We start from the raw sequence: 18581 nt of genomic DNA on the forward strand, positions 1-18581 counted from the left end.
GCTGTTTATACTGCAAGCGACCACGCCGCACTCAGTTGCGCACAGAAAAAACCAATAATTCCTGCCTGTACCGTCCTCCTTCGAGAGCGGTCGTCGGCCTGCGTATGCCTGATCAAAGCGTCAAGACTATCGACAGAGACCTTGCGCATGCCACTCGCCTTGCTTGCACTCGCTGTTGCCGCGTTCGGCATCGGCACCACTGAATTCGTCATCATGGGCCTGCTGCCCGATGTCGCCCGGGACCTCTCCGTGAGCATTCCCCATGCGGGCCTGCTGATTACCGGCTACGCCCTGGGCGTGGTGTTCGGCGCCCCGATCCTGGCGATCGGCACCGCGAACATGCCGCGCAAAGCGACGCTGTTGGGAATGACGCTGATGTTCATCCTTGGCAACGTGCTCTGCGCACTCGCGCCGAACTACGCGACGCTGATGGCCGCTCGCGTGGTCACCGCGCTGTGCCACGGCGCGTTCTTCGGCATTGGCTCGGTGGTTGCCGCCGGGCTGGTCGCACCGAACAAACGCGCGCAGGCGATTGCAATGATGTTCACCGGCCTGACCTTGGCCAACGTTCTCGGCGTGCCGCTGGGCACGGCGCTCGGGCATTATGCCGGCTGGCGCTCGACGTTCTGGGCGGTGTCGGTGATTGGTGTGATTGCGGCGCTCGCGCAATGGTTGTGGCTGCCAAAACACATCCCCATGGACAAGGCCAACCTCGCCAGCGAATTCAAGGTACTGGGCAAGGTCAACGTGTTGCTGGCGCTGGGCATGAGTGTGCTCGCGTCGACCAGTCTGTTCAGCGTGTTTACCTATATCGCGCCGATCCTCCAGGACATCACCGGCGTCAGCCCGCATGGCGTGACGGTGATGTTGCTGTTGTTCGGCGTCGGTTTGACCGGTGGCAGCATGCTCGGCGGGCGTCTGGCTGATAGCCGTTTGCTGCCGTCGCTGGTTGGTGTGGCCTTGGCGGTGGTGGTGATTCTGGCGGCGTTCAGTCAGACCAGTCGCTCGGTGGTGCCAGCGGCAATCACGCTGGTGCTGTGGGGGATTTTCGCTTTTGCGCTGTGCCCGATTCTGCAACTGCTGATCATCGATCAGGCGCATGAAGCACCGAACCTGGGCTCGACGTTGAACCAGAGCGCATTCAACCTTGGCAACGCAGCGGGTGCGTGGATCGGCGGACTGGTGGTGGCCAGTGGCGCGGATCTGGCGGACTTGCCATGGACGGGTGCGCTGGTCGGTGTATTCACGGTGCTGACGGCGCTGTTTTTCATCTATCTGCAACGTCGCGAAGCGGCTGCGGTCAATGTGTCCGGCTAGCCCTCACCCTAACCCTCTCCCAGAGGGAGAGGGGACTGACCGTGTTGAATGTTCGAGTTACATCGACCTGAAATTTCGAGCCGAACTCAGCCCCTGAAAGACTTGAAGATCTGCCCCCTTTCCCCCTCTCCCTAAGGGAGAGGGCTGGGGTGAGGGGGCTCTTGATCTCATCACACCATCAACTGTGTCCCGATCCTGACTCAACCCATCAAACCCCTGCGCCAATGATTCGGTGCGCTATCTTCCACCCCTCATCCAAAGGACCCCGGATGCTTGAACTTGTCGCCGCTTTCATCTGCCTCACCACCCTCCTCACCTTCGTCAATTTCCGTTTCATCGGCCTGCCGCCGACCATCGGCGTGATGGTCACCGCGCTACTGTTCTCGCTGATCCTGCAAGGCCTGAGCGTGCTCGGTTACCCCGGTCTCGAAGAACGCGTGCAGCAACTGATTGGCCAGATCGACTTCGGCGATCTGCTGATGAACTGGATGCTCTCGTTCCTGCTGTTCGCCGGCGCCCTGCACGTCAACCTCAACGACCTGCGCAGCTACCGCTGGCCCATCGGTCTGTTGGCGACTTTCGGTGTGTTGATTGCCACCACGGTGATCGGCAGCCTCGCCTATTACATTTTCGCCCTGTTCGGCTGGCACGTGAGCTTCTTGTATTGCTTGCTGTTCGGCGCGTTGATTTCGCCGACCGACCCGATCGCGGTGCTCGGCGTGCTGCGTACCGCCAATGCCTCGAAACCGCTGAAAACCACCATCGTCGGCGAGTCGCTGTTCAATGACGGCACAGCCGTGGTGGTGTTCACCGTGTTGCTGGGCATCGCCCAACTCGGCGAAACCCCGACCATCAGCGCCACCGCGATGTTGTTCGTTCACGAAGCGATTGGCGGCGTGCTGTTTGGCGGCCTGATCGGTTATCTGGTTTATCGAATGATCAAAAGCGTCGAGCAGCATCAAATCACCGTGATGCTGACGCTGGCGCTGGTCATTGGTGGTTCGGCGATGTCTACCGAGATTCACGTTTCCGCACCGATTGCGATGGTGGTCGCAGGTCTGATCATCGGTAACGTCGGGCGCAATCTGGCGATGAATGACATGACCCGTCGTTATCTGGACGGTTTCTGGGAATTGCTCGATGACATGCTCAACGCGCTGCTGTTCGCGCTGATCGGCATGGAGCTGTTGCTGCTGCCATTCAACTGGCTGCACATGGCTGCAGCGGGTTTGCTGGCGGTGGCGATTCTGCTGTCGCGCCTGCTCACCGTGGCCCCGGCGATTGTCCTGCTGCGCCGCTGGCGGACGGTGCCGGCCGGCACCATCCGGATTCTGACCTGGGGCGGTTTGCGCGGCGGTGTTTCGGTGGCACTGGCGTTGGCCCTGCCGTTGGGCCCGGAGCGCGATCTGCTGCTGAGCATCACTTACATCGTGGTGCTGTCATCGATCCTGTTGCAGGGTCTGACCATCGGCAAACTGGTCAAGTACGCAACTCGCAACGAGCCCGTGACCATCAGCGAAGCCGCTCACCACTGATCATTTTTTGATCTCCTGCGGATCAGGTTTCCCGGCCTGATCCGCAGGCTCCTTAGGCGCACCGCTCTCGCTGCGAATCTGCGCATGGCTGATCAGCGCAAAGATAAAGCTGCCACCAATGATATTCCCTGCCAGCGTGGGGCCTGCGAATACCGCCCAGAAATCGCTCCACGGCAACTCGCCGGCAAACACCAGATACGACACTTCCGCTGAACCCACCACAATATGGGTGAAATCGCCGAGCGCCATCAGGTAGGTGATAAGGATGATGATCCACATCTTCGCGCTCTCCATGGACGGGATCATCCAGACCATGGTGGCGATCATCCAGCCGGAAACGATGCCCTTCGCGAACATCTGGCTGGCGTGGTTTTCCATGACCTTGCGACCGATTTCGAGGAAGGCGTGGTCAGTCTTGGTGTCGAAGATCGGCAATTCGAGCATCACGTACGCGACCAGAATCGTCCCGCACAGATTACCGACCAAAACCACTGTCCACAGGCGGATCAACCGGCCGAAATTTTGCAGGGTCGGCTTGGTCATGACCGGCAATACGGCGGTCAAGGTGTTTTCGGTGAACAGTTGCTGGCGGGCGAGGATCACCGCGAGGAAGCCTGCGCAGTAGCCGAAACTGGCGATTACCTTGAACTCGTCACCTTCGGGCAGACGCGAATTGAGCAGGCCCATGCCCATCAATGACAGGCCCATGGTCAACCCCGCCGCCAACGCCGACCACCAGAGCGCGGCGATACTGCGCTCCAGCTCCTGATCGCCTTGGCTGCGGATGATTTCGTGCAGGACAGCCGCGCGGGGCGGCTGGTTTTTCTCGACTTCGTGCTGCTCTTTGGCCGAGAGGTCGGGGGTCTTGCCGTCGGTGGGAGTGGTCATGGCGTGGGAACCGTGGGGGTGGTGTTTACCTACGACCCCGGCGGTTCATGGCTGTTCAGTGGCCTGATCAATCTTCGGTGACAGGACAACCGCTTTCGCGAGCAGGCTCGCTCCCACAGGTACAGCGTGATCCTTGTGGGAGCGAGCTTGCTCGCGAAGAAAGCACCGCCGATGTTATTTGGTGACCAATTCATCTTCCTGGAACTGATCTTTCACATATTTGATTTCAGTGCGCCCGTGCGGAGCCGGCAACCCGTCTTCACCGAGGTTCACAAACACCATCTTCTCAACCGTCAGAATGCTCTTGCGGGTGATTTTGTTGCGCACTTCGCAGGTCAGGGTGATCGAGGTGCGGCCGAACTCGGTGGCAGTGATGCCCAGTTCGATGATGTCGCCCTGGCGCGAGGCGCTGACGAAATTGATTTCGGAAATGTACTTGGTCACCACGCGCTGGTTGCCCAACTGGACGATCGCGTAAATCGCCGCTTCTTCGTCGATCCAGCGCAACAGGCTGCCACCGAACAGGGTGCCGTTGGGGTTGAGGTCTTCGGGTTTTACCCATTTGCGGGTGTGGAAATTCATCTTCACTCCTGAGTGTCTTGCCGAACGATGGACGGTATCTTGGCAGACTGAGCGGTCAGGCTCCATGCGGCTTCGACTATGGTCGTCATTAACGATCTTCATCTGGCCGACAGAAACCCTTTGGAAGATCAGTCTAGACGGCTATAATCGCCCCCGTTTCAAAACGGTAACGTTCACTTGCTACCGTTTTCCCGCCACCTGTCCGAGGGGCGCTGCAGCAGGTTCAACCTGTCAGGCTCGGATGGGGCGTTGACTGGCTCAGGCCGGACACTAAACGCACAACGGCGCCCATTCGCATACATTACGAATGGAGGCTCTTCATGAGCGCTGTTATCACGCCTGCAGATTTTAACGATTACAAAGTTGCCGACATGTCCCTGGCTGCCTGGGGCCGTCGCGAAACCATCATCGCCGAATCGGAAATGCCGGCCCTGATGGGTCTGCGTCGCAAGTACTCCGGCGAACAGCCGTTGAAAGGCGCCAAGATCCTCGGCTGCATCCACATGACCATTCAGACTGCCGTGCTGATCGAAACCCTGGTTGCCCTGGGTGCCGAAGTACGCTGGTCGTCCTGCAACATTTTCTCGACTCAGGATCAGGCTGCTGCCGCTATCGCTGCTGCCGGTATCCCGGTTTTCGCCTGGAAAGGCGAAACTGAAGAAGAGTACGAGTGGTGCCTGGAGCAGACCATCCTGAAGGATGGCCAGCCATGGGACGCCAACATGATCCTCGACGACGGCGGCGACCTGACTCAGTTGCTGCACGACAAGTACCCACAAGTACTGGATCGCGTTCACGGCGTGACCGAAGAAACCACCACCGGCGTACACCGTCTGCTGGACATGCTGGCCAAAGGCGAGCTGAAAATCCCGGCCATCAACGTCAACGACTCGGTGACCAAGTCCAAGAACGACAACAAGTACGGCTGCCGTCACAGCCTGAACGACGCGATCAAGCGTGGTACCGACCACCTGCTGTCCGGCAAGCAAGCGCTGGTCATCGGTTACGGTGACGTGGGCAAGGGTTCGGCTCAGTCGCTGCGTCAGGAAGGCATGATCGTTAAAGTCTCCGAAGTTGACCCGATCTGCGCCATGCAAGCATGCATGGACGGTTTCGAACTGGTTTCGCCGTTCATCGACGGTATCAACGACGGTTCCGAAGCGAGCATCGACAAAGCGCTGCTGGGCAAGATCGACCTGATCGTGACCACCACCGGTAACGTCAATGTTTGCGACGCGAACATGCTCAAAGCCCTGAAGAAGCGCGCTGTTGTCTGCAACATCGGTCACTTCGACAACGAAATCGACACCGCTTTCATGCGCAAGAACTGGGCATGGGAAGAAGTGAAGCCACAGGTACACAAGATCCACCGTACCGGCCCGGGCGCGTTCGACGCGCAGAACGACGACTACCTGATCCTGCTGGCCGAAGGCCGTCTGGTTAACCTGGGTAACGCCACTGGCCACCCAAGCCGCATCATGGACGGTTCGTTCGCCAACCAGGTTCTGGCACAGATCTTCCTGTTCGGCCAGAAGTACGCCGACCTGTCGCCAGCCCAGAAAGCCGAGCGCCTGACCGTTGAAGTACTGCCGAAGAAACTCGACGAAGAAGTGGCCCTGGAAATGGTTCGCGGCTTCGGCGGCGTGGTCACCCAACTGACCAAGCAACAGGCTGACTACATCGGCGTGACCGTCGAAGGCCCGTTCAAGCCGCACGCTTACCGCTACTAACAGGTGCTTGCTCGCTCCCACACGGGATTGCAGCGCCTCGAAGGTTCTTGTTTCCAAGGGTATGACCATGTCCCAAGACCGTCGCTACAGCTTCGAGTTCTTCCCGACCAAGACCGATGCTGGGCATGAAAAGCTGCTCAACGTTGCCCGTCAGTTGGCAACGTACAATCCCGATTTCTTCTCCTGCACCTATGGCGCTGGTGGTTCGACCCGTGATCGCACCCTCAACACCGTTCTGCAACTGGAAAGCGAAGTCAAAGTACCGGCCGCACCGCACCTGTCGTGCGTCGGCGACAGCAAGGACGACCTGCGCGGCCTGCTGAACGAGTACAAGGCTGCCGGCATCAAGCGTATCGTCGCCCTGCGTGGCGACCTGCCATCCGGCATGGGCATGACCAGCGGTGAGCTGCGTCACGCCAATGAACTGGTTGAATTCATTCGTGAAGAAACCGGTGATCATTTCCATATCGAAGTTGCCGCTTACCCGGAGATGCATCCGCAAGCGCGCAACTACGAAGACGATCTGGCCAATTTCATCCGCAAGGCCCGTGCCGGCGCCGACAGCGCCATCACCCAGTACTTCTTCAACGCCGACAGCTACTTCTACTTCGTCGACCGTTTGCAGGCGCAGGGTGTGGATCTGCCGATCGTTCCGGGGATCATGCCGATCACCAACTACAGCAAACTCGCGCGCTTCTCTGATGCCTGCGGTGCGGAAATCCCGCGCTGGATCCGCAAGCAACTGGAAGCCTACGGCGATGACACGCAAAGCATTCAGCGCTTTGGTGAGCAAGTTGTCAGCGAGATGTGCGAACGCCTGCTGCAAGGTGGCGCGCCGGGTCTGCACTTCTATTCCATGAACCAGGCTGAGCCTAGCCTGGCGATCTGGAATAACCTGAAGTTGCCGCGTTAAGCATCATAGAAAGATCAAAAGATCGCAGTCTTCGGCAGCTCCTACTGGGGTGTCGCAGCTGCGATCTTTTGCTTTTAAAGGCCCGAAACAGAGCTTGTGCAGGCACTTTCTGGCTCTTTCGCGTTTCTCGTCGTAATCTCAAGCCATGCCTTTGATCACGCAATTATTCGCCGTGCTGGTTTTTGCTTGCCTGAGCTTCGCCGCTCGAGGCGAAAAGTTGCGTATTGTCACCGAGCCGTGGGCGCCCTATGTCTACGAAGAGAACGGTAAAAACCTCGGGCTGGATTACGAAACCACGGCCATTGTCTTCAAACGTCTGGGCATCGAAGTCGAATGGCAGTTCTTGCCGTGGAAGCGCTGCCTGTCGATGCTTGAGACCGGTCAGGCCGATGGCGCGCTGGACATTTTTCACAGCGACGAGCGCGACGCCACCCTGCTTTACCCGAGCGAGCCGCTGTCGGACGTCGAGTTCGTGATGTTCTACGCCAACGACCGGCCGCACCCGTTCAGCAAACTCGAAGAGCTCAAAGGCCTGACCATCGGCACCTCGCCGGGTTATCTGTACAGCCCCGATTTCAGCGAATCAACACTGTTTACCCGTGAACCGGCACCGACCCACGAAGCCAACTTCGGCAAACTGGTGCGCGGTCGCATCGACTTGCTGATCACCGATCGCCGTGTCGGTCAGCACTTGCTCGATGAGCTGGACATTCGCGATCAGATCACCGAAAACCCCACTGTCATTAGCCGCCAGAGCCAGTTTCTCGCGGTTAGACGCAATGCCGGCATGGATTTGCTGGTGCAGCGATTTGGCGCCGAGCTCAAGCGATTCAAGCGCGAACCGGCTTACGCCGAGCTGAGCGCACGCTACGGCGCGGCTCCCGCCATGGCTGCGCCGCTGGGCAATGCCACGGCCAGCGGCAAAACCGTTGAGCAGCAGGAAAGCAGCGCGCAGTGATTGCTCTGTTATACTCCGGCGTTCCCGCCAGGCTCACGCCCGGACGCCCGGAACCGTAACAGGCCTCTCGACCCGCTACAGCGCAGCTTTGCAGCCCGCGCGAGCACTCCAGACGTGCCTTCGGAACCGCAGCAGGACCGGACGGGATTGCGTCCTCTTAAACGTGATTCGCGCCAGGCAAGACTCCCATTGGGCCAAGCCCTAACTAAAACAGGATTACTCATGTCCTTTGCTTCCCTCGGTCTCTCCGAGGCTTTAGTCCGCGCCATCGAAGATGCGGGCTATACCGAGCCTACTCCGGTGCAACAGCGGGCCATCCCCGCCGTGTTGCAAGGTCGCGACCTGATGGTTGCGGCACAGACAGGTACCGGTAAAACCGGCGGTTTCGCCCTTCCGATCCTGGAGCGGTTGTTCCCCAACGGTCACCCGGACAAATCCCAGCGTCATGGCCCGCGCCAACCGCGCGTACTGGTCCTGACCCCGACCCGCGAACTCGCGGCCCAGGTTCACGAGAGCTTCAAGATCTACGCCCGTGACCTGAAATTCGTCAGCGCCTGCATCTTCGGCGGCGTCGGCATGAACCCGCAGGTTCAGGCCATGTCCCGTGGCGTCGACGTGCTCGTCGCCTGCCCGGGTCGTTTGCTCGACCTCTGCGGCCAGGGCAGCGTTGACCTGTCCCACGTGGAAATCCTCGTCCTCGACGAAGCCGACCGCATGCTCGACATGGGTTTCGTGCACGACGTGAAGAAAGTCCTCGCGCGCCTGCCGTCCAAGCGTCAGAACCTGCTGTTCTCGGCGACCTTCTCCAAAGACATCACCGACCTCGCCGGCAAGCTGCTGCACAACCCGGAACGCATCGAAGTGACGCCGCCGAACACCACGGTCGAGCGCATCGAACAACGCGTATTCCGTCTGCCGGCCAGCCACAAGCGTGCGCTGCTGGCGCACCTGATCACCGCCGGCGCGTGGGAACAGGTGCTGGTGTTCACCCGCACCAAGCACGGCGCCAACCGTCTGGCCGAGTACCTGGACAAGCACGGCCTGCCGGCTGTAGCGATCCACGGTAACAAGAGCCAGAACGCGCGCACCAAAGCGCTGGCCGACTTCAAGGCCAACCAGGTGCGCATCCTGGTTGCGACCGACATCGCCGCACGCGGTCTGGACATCGATCAGTTGCCACACGTGGTCAACTTCGAACTGCCGAACGTCGATGAAGACTACGTGCACCGTATCGGCCGTACTGGCCGTGCCGGTCGTTCGGGCGAGGCGATCTCGCTGGTTGCCCCGGACGAAGAGAAACTGCTGAAAAGCATCGAACGCATGACCAAGCAGAAAATCGCCGACGGCGACCTGATGGGCTTCGATTCGAGCACCATTGAAGCCGAGAAGCCGGAAGTGCGTGAGCGTCCGGACGTGCGTAACCCACGCAATCCACGTGGCCCACGCGGCGACGGCCCGAATGGCGGCGGCGGTGGCGGCGGTCGTAAAGACAAAGGCAAAGACAAGGGCAAGGAAAAACCGGCCGGCGAACGTGGCGAGCGCCCTGCTCGTCAGCAGAAACCGCGCGAAGGCACTCCGAGCCGCGAACAGCGTCCGAGCCAACCGCCACGTGCGGCGGCTGATCGTGCACCGGACGAGTTCCTCGACGACGATATCGATAACTTCGGTAACCGCGTTGATTACGTACCAAAACCAGCCCCTGCCGGCGGCCGTGGCCGTCGTCCAGGCGCACCGGCTCAAGGTGCAGGCGCAGGTTCGGGCGCACCACGCGGCGGTCAGTCGCAGGGGCGTCAGAACGGTCCGCGCAACAGCAACGGTTCGAGCACCGGCACCCCGCCAGCCAAGCGTAGCGGCCCGCGCAACGGCGCACCGCGTGATGGTCAGTCGGGTCGTCGCGATGACTCCGCCTCGTCCTCGCGCAACCGCCGCCCGGCCCGTGACGATCAGCCTCGTAGCGAGCCAGCCGTGCAGAACCCGCGCAGCAACGGCCCGAAGATCATGCACAAGGAATCGAAAGCCGACCGCTTCCCGACGCCTGAGCAGCTCGATCAACTGCCAAGCCGCCCGCGTGGCGAAAAACCAGCATTGCTGACCCGCAATCGCTGAGTTAACGCCGCCATAAAAAATGCCCCGACTCGCAAGAGCCGGGGCATTTTTTTGCCGCCACGAATCCCCCTGAATCACCGCATATCCCCTGTGGGAGCGAGCTTGCTCGCGAAAGCGATCATTCGCCAACATCATTGCTGACTGACCCGCCGCCTTCGCGAGCAGGCTCGCTCCCACAGGGGATGTGTGTGTGTGTGTCGTAGGCAATAAAAAACGCCCCCGATCTTTCGACCGGGGGCGTTTTTGTGTGGCGGGAGGAAAGTTATTTAACTTTCACGCCTTCCAGCGAGATATCCAGATCCGCAGTTTGCGAGGTAGGACCTGGGCCCTTGATCCCGAAATCGTTCAGGTTGAGGGTGGTCTTGGCGTTGAAGCCAGCGCGTTCGCCGCCCCATGGATCCTTGCCTTCGCCGTTGAACGTAGCCTTGAAGGTCACAGGCTTGGTCACACCGTGCAGGGTCAGGTCGCCAGTCACATCAGCAGTCTTTTCACCGGTCGATTTAACGGCGGTGGAGACGAACTTGGCATCAGCAAACTTGCCAACGTCGAGGAAGTCTTTGCTGGCGATGTGCTTGTCACGTTCAGCGTGGTTCGACCACAGGCTGGCGGTTTTCACATCAACCGAGATCTTGCTGGCTTCAGGCTTGGCCGAATCCCACGAGAATGTACCGTCGAAATCCTTGAAAGTACCGTGAATGAAGCTGTAGCCCAGGTGGCTGATTTTCCAGTCAACGAAGGCGTGCTGACCTTCCTTGTCGATTTTGTAGTCCGCAGCCATGGCCTGACCAGCCGAGAGCAGTGCAGAACCGATTGCCAGAGCGGCCAGAGTCTTTTTCAACATGCTTTCTTTTCCTTTGAGTCGAGGTTGAATTTCAGGCTTTGCGACCGAGCATTCGCGTCAGGGTCGCATCACGATCGATAAAGTGGTGCTTCAATGCTGCCAACGCATGGAGGCCGGAAAAAATTACCAGTGCCCACGCGAGCCAGAGATGAATCACCCCAGCGGTATCTGCCTGATCCGGTAGCCCGGAAACCAGTGCAGGAACTTCAAACAGGCCAAACACCGGAATCCCGACACCGTCTGCGGTGGAAATCAGGTAACCGGCAAGCATCACAGCGAACAGCGCCAGATACAGAAACCCATGGCCGAACTTGGCGCCGATGCGGGTCATCCGGCTGTAGCTTTGCAGCGTCGGCGGCGGCGGGCTGATAAAGCGCCACAACACCCGCAACACCATCACACCCAACAGCACCAGACCGATGCTTTTGTGCAGATCCGGCGCCTCTTTGCGCCAGCTGCTGTAGTAATCCAGCCCGACCATCCACAGGCCCAGCGCGAACAGTCCGAAGACCACCAGCGCCACACCCCAGTGTATGAAGATGCTGACCCAACCATAGCGCGAAGAAGAGTTACGTAGCTGCATTGCCCAAATCCTGTGAGAACTGCGAACCAAGACTAGCGAGTTATCTATCGAATTAAAGCGAAAAATTTTGCTTTGAAATATCGAGAAATACGATCAAGAGTCTGAAAGTGGCGTGTTAAGGAAAGATTAAAGGCGATTTTGGCGTGGGACGTCTGGACAAATGATCGTTGCTGAACCCTCGGGCGCCTGCACAAGCGCAAGCAAAGGTGGCCAGGGAAACGGCCGAACGGGACAGAGTTATTCAAGTAACCGGTTCTTTATTCATGGCTGATTAGTTATGAAGTACCGCCGGTGGTTGCAGGCAATCGGCGCTGTAGGGATCTATCTGGCATTTATGCGCGAGTTCTGAACTATAACCGCCAGGTAAGAAACGCCCGTTGGAGCAACCTGGAAGTGCAATCAGCAAAAGCATGAGCGTGAACGTTTTCATCAAGTGCCTCCTATTTTTCCCAGCATAGAATTGGCGCCGGGGCACCCGCTATCACCTCACTCTGAGTACTTTGTGGGAAGGCTCCGGTACACAAGTAAGCTCCGTGACCGGATGGCGAAGGACAAAAATGCAGGAAAAAAAAACGCGACCCGAAGGCCGCGTTTTTATTGAAGCAAAGGCTTACTGCGCCTTGGTCTCAGTGGTGGCTGCCGGCTTGGCCGCTGGCTTCTTCGCCGGCTCAGCCTTCTTCGCTGCCGGTTTCGCCGCAGGCTTTTTCGCCTCGGTTTTAGCCGCTGGTTTCTTCACCGCTGGCTTGGCCGCTGCTTTCTTCGCCGGCTCAGCTTTCACTGGTGCCGCAGGCTTCGGCGGTTCCACCGGAGCTGGCGCAGGTGCCGGAGTCGGCGCTGGTGCGACCGGAGCAGGAGCCGGCTCTGGCGCCTTCACAGGCTCTGGCTTCTTCTCGTCATCCGAACCGCCGAACAGATTAGTGAAGAAGTTGCCCTTCTTCGCCGCCACGGCACCCGCCGCGCCTGCCGCTGCTGCAGCCGGCACTACTTTGGCTGGCTCGAACGATTTGCCTGCCGCCAGATCTTCAACCTGACTCGCCGCCCGCTGACCGGTGCGCAGCGCACCTTCCAGGGTGCCCGGGTACAAGGTGTCGGTGTGTTCGCCGGCGAACGTCACGCGTTGCAGCGGACGTTCCCACAGACGCCAGAACTTGCTGATCTGGCCCGGGCCGTAAGCCAGGTAGGCGCCGCCCATCGACGGGTCGGTGCTGTAGCGACGAATTTCATAGCCGGTGAACGAACCACGAGCCTGTGGATAAAACGCGTGCAGACGAATCAGCACCTGATCGACCATTTGCTTGTCGCCAAACGCCTGCATCACACGAGCGTTGTCGCCGGACAGGTTGATCACCACGTTGGCGCCGCCCTTCAGGGCAGGTTCGATCCAAAGCATGCCGAGACCGGTGTTGCTGTAGATCTCGCCGGACATGCGCGCCTTGCTTTCCCACACCGGCGTCTTGAACTTCAGCATGATCTGGTCGCGCCAGCCGTAGTTGGTGCCCTTGATCGCCGCCAGATGCTGAGCGTCCAGCGCCGGCGTCAGGGCAATCTTGTTCAGTGCACGCAGCGGCACAGCCAGCACAACGTAGTCAGCCTGATAGCCAACACTGCCGACCTTGACCGTCACGCCGTCTTTGTCCTGAGTGATCGCCGACACCGGCGAGTTGGTCTTGATGGTTTTGATCTGTTTGACGAACGCCTGCGCCAGCACTTGGCTGCCGCCGACCAGACGCGAAGCGCGCAGGTCACGGTCGGAGATGCCGCGATACACGCGGTTCTGCTGAGCGAAATACAGCAGCGACAGACGCGAAGGCTCGTCGTAGTGGGTGCGGATGTCCTGGTTGATCAACTGACGTGCGGTGGCCGGCAGGTTCTGCTTGTCGAGCCAGCTCGACACGGTGATCTGGTCCAGCGCGTGCAGGGTGCTGGTTGCCGCCGGGTTTTGCGGGTCGTCGATCGAACGCGCCAGATCATCGAGGGTTTTCTGGTAGCGCTTCAAGGCATCGGCGGTGGCCGGCTGCTTGGTCGCCAGATCGGCGGCAGAGAAATACTCGCCGTCGATCAGGTAGCCCGGGGTACGCACGAATTCCGGCGCCGGCGTGGTGCCCAGCTTGAACGTCGAGACGTACTTGTTCAGCACTGGCTGGGTCTTGTCGTTGCCGATCCACTCGCTGGTGGCCATACCGGAGCGACCACCCAGGCTCGGTTTGGCTTCCAGCAGGGTGACCTGCCAGCCTTTGTTTTGCAGCTCATAAGCGGCGGTCAGGCCCGACAGGCCGCCGCCGATCACGATTGCAGTTTTATCCTTGGCCAGCGCTGTAACGCTGAACAGCCCCAACATCACCAGCGCACAGGCGCGCAGCCAACCGACAGACATTCAGCGAACTCCGGAAATACACGTAGGAAAAAGCAGTTTTGCGGGTCAGACGACCCAAAGAACCGCGAAGAATACGTTAGCCATCAAAACGCCGCCAGCGACGTCTATCGGCTCATACAAAGTAGCTCAATCGACACAATGGGTTGTCCCCGCGCGACGCATTGCATAGGCTTGCGCGATTGTTTGCCCGCGCCTGACGCGAGCCGCCTCGAGGAGACTGTAAATGGGCCTGAATAACCAGTGGATGCAACGCGACCTCGCGGTGTTGTGGCATCCCTGCACCCAGATGAAAGACCACGAACAGCTGCCGCTGATCCCGATCAAGCGCGGCGAAGGCGTCTGGCTCGAAGACTTCGAAGGCAAGCGCTACCTCGACGCCGTCAGCTCGTGGTGGGTCAACGTGTTTGGCCACGCCAACCCACGGATCAACCAGCGCATCAAGGATCAGGTAGATCAACTGGAACACGTGATTCTGGCCGGTTTCAGCCATCAACCGGTGATTGAGCTGTCCGAGCGTCTGGTGAAGATGACCCCGGAAGGCCTGAACCGGGTGTTCTACGCCGATAACGGTTCGTCCTGCATCGAAGTCGCGCTGAAAATGAGCTTTCACTATTGGCTCAATCGCGGCCAGCCAAACAAGAAACGCTTTGTCACCCTGACCAACAGCTACCACGGCGAAACCATGGCAGCGATGGCGGTCGGTGACGTGCCGCTGTTCACGGAAACCTACAAAGCGCTGCTGATGGACACCATCAAGGTGCCGAGCCCGGATTGCTACGGGCGCCCCGACGGCATGAGCTGGGAAGAACACTCGCGCAACATGTTCACCGCCATGGAACAGACCTTGGCAGAAAATCATGACAGCGTCGCGGCAGTGATCGTCGAGCCGTTGATTCAGGGAGCCGGCGGCATGCGCATGTATCACCCGGTTTATCTGAAGCTGCTGCGCGAGGCCTGCGACCGTTACGGCGTGCACCTGATTCTCGACGAGATTGCCGTTGGTTTCGGTCGCACCGGAACCATGTTTGCCTGTGAACAGGCCGGTATTCGCCCGGACTTCCTCTGCTTGTCGAAGGCGCTGACCGGTGGTTATCTGCCGCTGGCGGCGTGCCTGACCACCGACGAGGTCTACAGCGCGTTCTACGACGACTATCCGACCTTGCGCGCCTTCCTCCACTCGCACAGCTACACTGGCAACCCGCTGGCCTGTGCGGCGGCACTGGCGACGCTGGATATCTTCGAACAGGACAACGTCATCGAGAACAACAAGGCGCTGGCCCAGCGCATGGCGTCGGCGACGGCGCATCTGGTCGATCACCCGAACGTCTCCGAAGTACGCCAGACCGGCATGGTCCTGGCCATCGAGATGGTCAAGGATAAAGCCACGAAAGAGGCCTACCCTTGGCAAGAGCGTCGCGGCTTGAAGGTGTTCCAGCATGCGTTGGAGCGTGGCGCGTTGCTGCGCCCGCTGGGCAGCGTGGTGTATTTCCTGCCGCCTTACGTGATCACCCCGGAGCAGATCGACTTCCTCGCCGAAGTGGCCAGCGAAGGCATCGATATAGCGACGCGTGACAGCGTCAGCGTCGCCGTGCCGAAAGACTTCCATCCGGGATTCCGCGATCCGGGCTAACCGTAACTTCTCGTTCCCACGCTCCGCGTGGGAATGCAGCCAGGGACGCTCCGCGTCCCAAAGCGGACGCAGAGCGTCCATTGAGGCATTCCCACGCAGAGCGTGGGAACGATCTAATCTGAGAGACCCGAAATGAGACTGTCCCGCTTCTTTATCGACGCCCCCCTGAGCACCGGCGAACACGAATTGCCGGAAGCCCAGGCGCATTACATCAGCCGCGTACTGCGCATGGCCGAGGGCGATGCGGTGCAGCTGTTCGACGGTTCCGGCCATGAATTTCGCGGCGCCCTGCTGGAAGTCGGCAAGAAGCGCGTGACCGTACAGATCGATGAGCAATTCGCCGGCCAGGTCGAATCGCCGCTGCACATTCACCTCGGCCAGGGCCTGTCCCGAGGCGAGCGCATGGATTGGGCAATTCAGAAAGCCACCGAACTGGGCGTGAATGAAATCACCCCGATCTTCAGTGATCGCTGTGAAGTCCGCCTGAAAGATGAACGTGCCGACAAACGCCTGCTGCACTGGCGTCAGGTGGCGATCAGCGCGTGCGAACAATGTGGACGCTCGCGGGTGCCGGTGATTCATCCGCCGGTGTTGCTGGCGGACTGGATCAAGCAGACCGAAGCCGAGTTGAAACTGGTGCTGCACCCGGTGGCGGAGCCGTTGGTGAGTCATGCCAAACCGGCGACGCTGGCGTTCCTGATCGGGCCGGAAGGTGGTTTGACGGATGCCGAGGTCGAGCAGGCCAAGAGCAACGGCTTCCACGCCGCCCGCCTCGGCCCACGGGTGTTGCGTACCGAGACGGCGCCAGTGGTTGCACTGGCGGTGGCCCAGCAGCTTTGGGGTGATTTCTAAACCTTTTTGCCGGACTGATCGTTCCCACGCTCTGCGTGGGAATGCAGCCCGGGACGCTCCGCGTCCCAAACAGCGTGACGCAGAGCGTCACAGGAGGCGTTACCACGCAGAGCGTGGGAACGATCAGTCAGCCGGGCTACAGGACATAAAACAGAATCGCGACAAAGTGCAGCAAACTCCCGGCAATCACGAACAAATGCCAGATCCCATGCGCATGCCGCAGTCGGTGATCCAAGGCAAAAAAGATAATCCCCACCGTATACAAAACCCCGCCCGACGCCAGCCAGGCAAACCCGGCCGTACCCAGCGCCGCAATCAAAGGCTTCACCGCCACCAACACAATCCAGCCCATCACCGCGTAAATCACGATCGACAGAATCCGCGCCTCCGAACGCGGTTTGATCTCCTGCAGGATGCCAATCAGCGCCAGCCCCCAGACAATCCCGAACAACGTCCAGCCCCACGGTCCGCGCAGGGTCACCAGGCAGAACGGCGTGTAACTGCCGGCGATCAACAGGTAGATCGAAAAGTGATCGACTTTCTTCATGATCGCTTTCTTGCGCCCGCGCACGCTGTGGTACACGGTCGAGGCGCTGTAGAGCACCAGTAAGGTAAACGCGTAGATCGCCACACTGACAATCTTCCACGGGCTGCCGTCGAGGCTGGCGATCACCAGCATCCAGACGCCGCCGATAAACGCTGCCACTGCCCCGACCAAATGCGTCCAGGCGTTGAGTTTTTCTCCGTGATACATGTATCGCTCACCTCAATATTCGTTACCGCAGCGCGCAAGGCTCGGGCCTTGAGCGTAAAAGCGCAATGTTTCTGTTCAACATCAGCCTGCGCGCGTCGTGGTAATTGGGCACAATCGGCTGATACCAAAAAGAGTCCGCGCCATGCTGATCGACGAAGAGTTGACCCTGAAAAAACTCGAGGTGTTCCTCGCTTTCATGCGTACCGGCAACCTCGCGCGCGCCGCTGCCGAGTTACAGACCAGCAACGTCAGCGTGCACCGCGCGATTCACTCGCTGGAAAGCGCCCTGCGCTGCCCGCTGTTCAAGCACGAAGGCCGCAACCTGACGCCGCTGGAAAGCGCTTATGTGCTCGAAGAACGGGCGCAGAAGCTGATCAACGACGTCGTCGAAAGCGTGCGCCTGACCCGCGAAGCCGCCGGGTTCTCCGCCGAACGCTTCAAACTCGGTTCGCTGTATTCACTGACAGTGAAAACCGTACCGCAACTGATCATGGGCCTGAAGATCCGCCGCAGCGAACTCAACATCGACCTGATCCTCGGCTCGAACATCGACCTGCTCTACAAGCTGAAGAACATGGAAGTCGACGCGATTCTGGTGTCGCTGGACGACAGCATCAACGACCCGGATTGCGAGCAGATTGCGCTGTTTTCCGACGATATCTTCCTCGCCACCCCGGCGGATTCAAAGTTTGCCCAGCGCAGTGAAGTGGATCTGGCTGAGGTGCGTGATGAAACGTTTATCACCCTGACCCAGGGCTTTGCCACGCATCAGGACGGTAACCGGGTATTCAAGCAAGCGGGGTTCGAGCCGAAAGTGGCGATGCAGGTGAATGACATCTTCACGCTGTTGAGCATGGTCAGTTCGGGAGTGGGTTATGCGTTGCTGCCGGGGCGGATTGCGGCGGTGTATGAGAATCGGGTGAAGTTGATTCCGTTGCAGGAGAAGTACCGGTTGCAGCAGCACATTGGCGTGGTGTTTTTGAAGGCCAAGGAGAGGGATCCGAATTTGCTGGCGTTGCTGGCGGAGTGTCGGATGTATGCCAATCGACAGGCTGGGGTTTAGAGCAAAATCAAGATCAAGAGCTACCCCCTCACCCCAGCCCTCTCCCCCAAGGGGTAGAGGGGAAAGGGAGCAGATCTCCATGGGTTTCAAATTCTGAGTTCGACTCAGGACTTTCAGGTCGACGTACCTCCAACATTCAGCTCGGCAAGTCCCCTCTACCTCAAGGGGTAGAGGGGGAAAGGGAGCAGATCTCCATGGGTTTCAAATTCTGAGTTCGACTCAGGACTTTCAGGTCGACGTACCTCCAACATCCAGCTCGGCAAGTCCCTTCTACCTCAAGGGGTAGAGGGGGACAGGGAGCAGATCTCCATGGGTTTCAAAACCTGAGTGATCTGGTCAAACGATACTGGACACGGTTATAGGGTTTAGGTCATTTCTCATGCTGCCAAGGCTTCCATTGCTACCGGAGTCCGATATCCGTTGTGACTGTGCAGCCTGATCCGATTGTAATAATG

General features: G+C 59.4%; 15 protein-coding genes and 1 riboswitch. Of the genes, 9 read left to right on the forward strand and 6 right to left on the reverse strand.

Translation table 11 applies throughout. The annotated features are described in order from the left end of the window. Window positions 1–147 precede the first annotated feature (147 nt). Window positions 148–1317, forward strand: coding sequence for an MFS transporter (locus tag AC0ZWN_RS27250; RefSeq protein ID WP_476337458.1), 1170 nt, complete (start codon window positions 148–150; stop codon window positions 1315–1317). Between the two features lie 269 nt (window positions 1318–1586). Beyond that, a complete protein-coding gene (locus tag AC0ZWN_RS27255) occupies window positions 1587–2852 on the forward strand; it encodes a cation:proton antiporter (RefSeq protein ID WP_099757401.1) in 1266 nt (421 codons plus the stop codon). On the opposite strand, the gene AC0ZWN_RS27260 is transcribed toward AC0ZWN_RS27255, so the two are convergent. Both AC0ZWN_RS27260 and AC0ZWN_RS27265 read right to left on the reverse strand, forming a co-directional pair. Then, complete coding sequence (locus tag AC0ZWN_RS27260; RefSeq protein ID WP_476337461.1) at window positions 2853–3740, reverse strand: formate/nitrite transporter family protein; 888 nt, start codon at window positions 3738–3740, stop codon at window positions 2853–2855. It abuts the gene before it with no gap. A 174-nt stretch (window positions 3741–3914) separates the two neighbouring features. Next, on the reverse strand, window positions 3915–4322 hold the full coding sequence (locus AC0ZWN_RS27265; RefSeq protein ID WP_016984776.1) for an acyl-CoA thioesterase: 408 nt from the start codon (window positions 4320–4322) through the stop codon (window positions 3915–3917). A gap of 198 nt (window positions 4323–4520) precedes the next feature. Next, window positions 4521–4619: riboswitch (S-adenosyl-L-homocysteine riboswitch) on the forward strand. Between the two features lie 23 nt (window positions 4620–4642). On the opposite strand from AC0ZWN_RS27265, the gene ahcY reads away from it, so the two are divergent. The 4 genes from ahcY (at window position 4643) to AC0ZWN_RS27285 (ending at window position 10029) form a co-directional block, all read left to right on the forward strand. Further along, complete coding sequence (gene ahcY / locus AC0ZWN_RS27270) at window positions 4643–6052, forward strand: adenosylhomocysteinase (protein ID WP_064388105.1); 1410 nt, start codon at window positions 4643–4645, stop codon at window positions 6050–6052. A gap of 67 nt (window positions 6053–6119) precedes the next feature. Beyond that, the gene (metF, locus tag AC0ZWN_RS27275; protein ID WP_095049506.1) at window positions 6120–6965 is read left to right on the forward strand and encodes a methylenetetrahydrofolate reductase [NAD(P)H]; all 846 of its coding nucleotides are present in this window, start codon (window positions 6120–6122) and stop codon (window positions 6963–6965) included. A gap of 145 nt (window positions 6966–7110) precedes the next feature. Then, on the forward strand, window positions 7111–7923 hold the full coding sequence (locus tag AC0ZWN_RS27280; RefSeq protein ID WP_476337464.1) for a substrate-binding periplasmic protein: 813 nt from the start codon (window positions 7111–7113) through the stop codon (window positions 7921–7923). A 222-nt stretch (window positions 7924–8145) separates the two neighbouring features. Continuing rightward, window positions 8146–10029 carry an RNA helicase RhlE2 gene (locus AC0ZWN_RS27285; protein WP_220557110.1) on the forward strand — a complete coding sequence of 628 codons (1884 nt, stop codon included), beginning with the start codon at window positions 8146–8148 and terminating at the stop codon, window positions 10027–10029. Between the two features lie 262 nt (window positions 10030–10291). Here AC0ZWN_RS27285 and AC0ZWN_RS27290 read toward each other — a convergent pair whose 3' ends face one another. The 3 genes from AC0ZWN_RS27290 to AC0ZWN_RS27300 form a co-directional block, all read right to left on the reverse strand. Then, entirely contained in the window at window positions 10292–10870 is a 579-nt protein-coding gene (locus AC0ZWN_RS27290) for a YceI family protein (protein ID WP_038358767.1), read from the reverse strand. Between the two features lie 31 nt (window positions 10871–10901). Beyond that, on the reverse strand, window positions 10902–11453 hold the full coding sequence (locus tag AC0ZWN_RS27295; RefSeq protein WP_476337466.1) for a cytochrome b: 552 nt from the start codon (window positions 11451–11453) through the stop codon (window positions 10902–10904). 610 nt (window positions 11454–12063) lie between these two features. Then, entirely contained in the window at window positions 12064–13827 is a 1764-nt protein-coding gene (locus AC0ZWN_RS27300; protein ID WP_476337468.1) for a flavin monoamine oxidase family protein, read from the reverse strand. Window positions 13828–14050: 223 nt separating this feature from the next. Between AC0ZWN_RS27300 and AC0ZWN_RS27305 the strand changes: the two genes are divergently transcribed. Then, window positions 14051–15457, forward strand: coding sequence for an adenosylmethionine--8-amino-7-oxononanoate transaminase (locus AC0ZWN_RS27305; protein WP_194935195.1), 1407 nt, complete (start codon window positions 14051–14053; stop codon window positions 15455–15457). A gap of 132 nt (window positions 15458–15589) precedes the next feature. Further along, a complete protein-coding gene (locus tag AC0ZWN_RS27310; RefSeq protein ID WP_099757406.1) occupies window positions 15590–16309 on the forward strand; it encodes a 16S rRNA (uracil(1498)-N(3))-methyltransferase in 720 nt (239 codons plus the stop codon). A gap of 136 nt (window positions 16310–16445) precedes the next feature. On the opposite strand, the gene trhA is transcribed toward AC0ZWN_RS27310, so the two are convergent. Next, window positions 16446–17063, reverse strand: a complete 618-nt coding sequence (trhA, locus tag AC0ZWN_RS27315; protein ID WP_007964065.1) for a PAQR family membrane homeostasis protein TrhA — start codon at window positions 17061–17063, stop codon at window positions 16446–16448. Between the two features lie 142 nt (window positions 17064–17205). Here trhA and AC0ZWN_RS27320 point away from each other — a divergent pair, with 142 nt between their 5' ends. Beyond that, the gene (locus tag AC0ZWN_RS27320; protein WP_034153639.1) at window positions 17206–18126 is read left to right on the forward strand and encodes a LysR family transcriptional regulator; all 921 of its coding nucleotides are present in this window, start codon (window positions 17206–17208) and stop codon (window positions 18124–18126) included. The last annotated feature ends 455 nt before the right edge of the window (window positions 18127–18581 follow it).

Source organism: Pseudomonas sp. 3B-A001-10F (assembly GCF_056313565.1).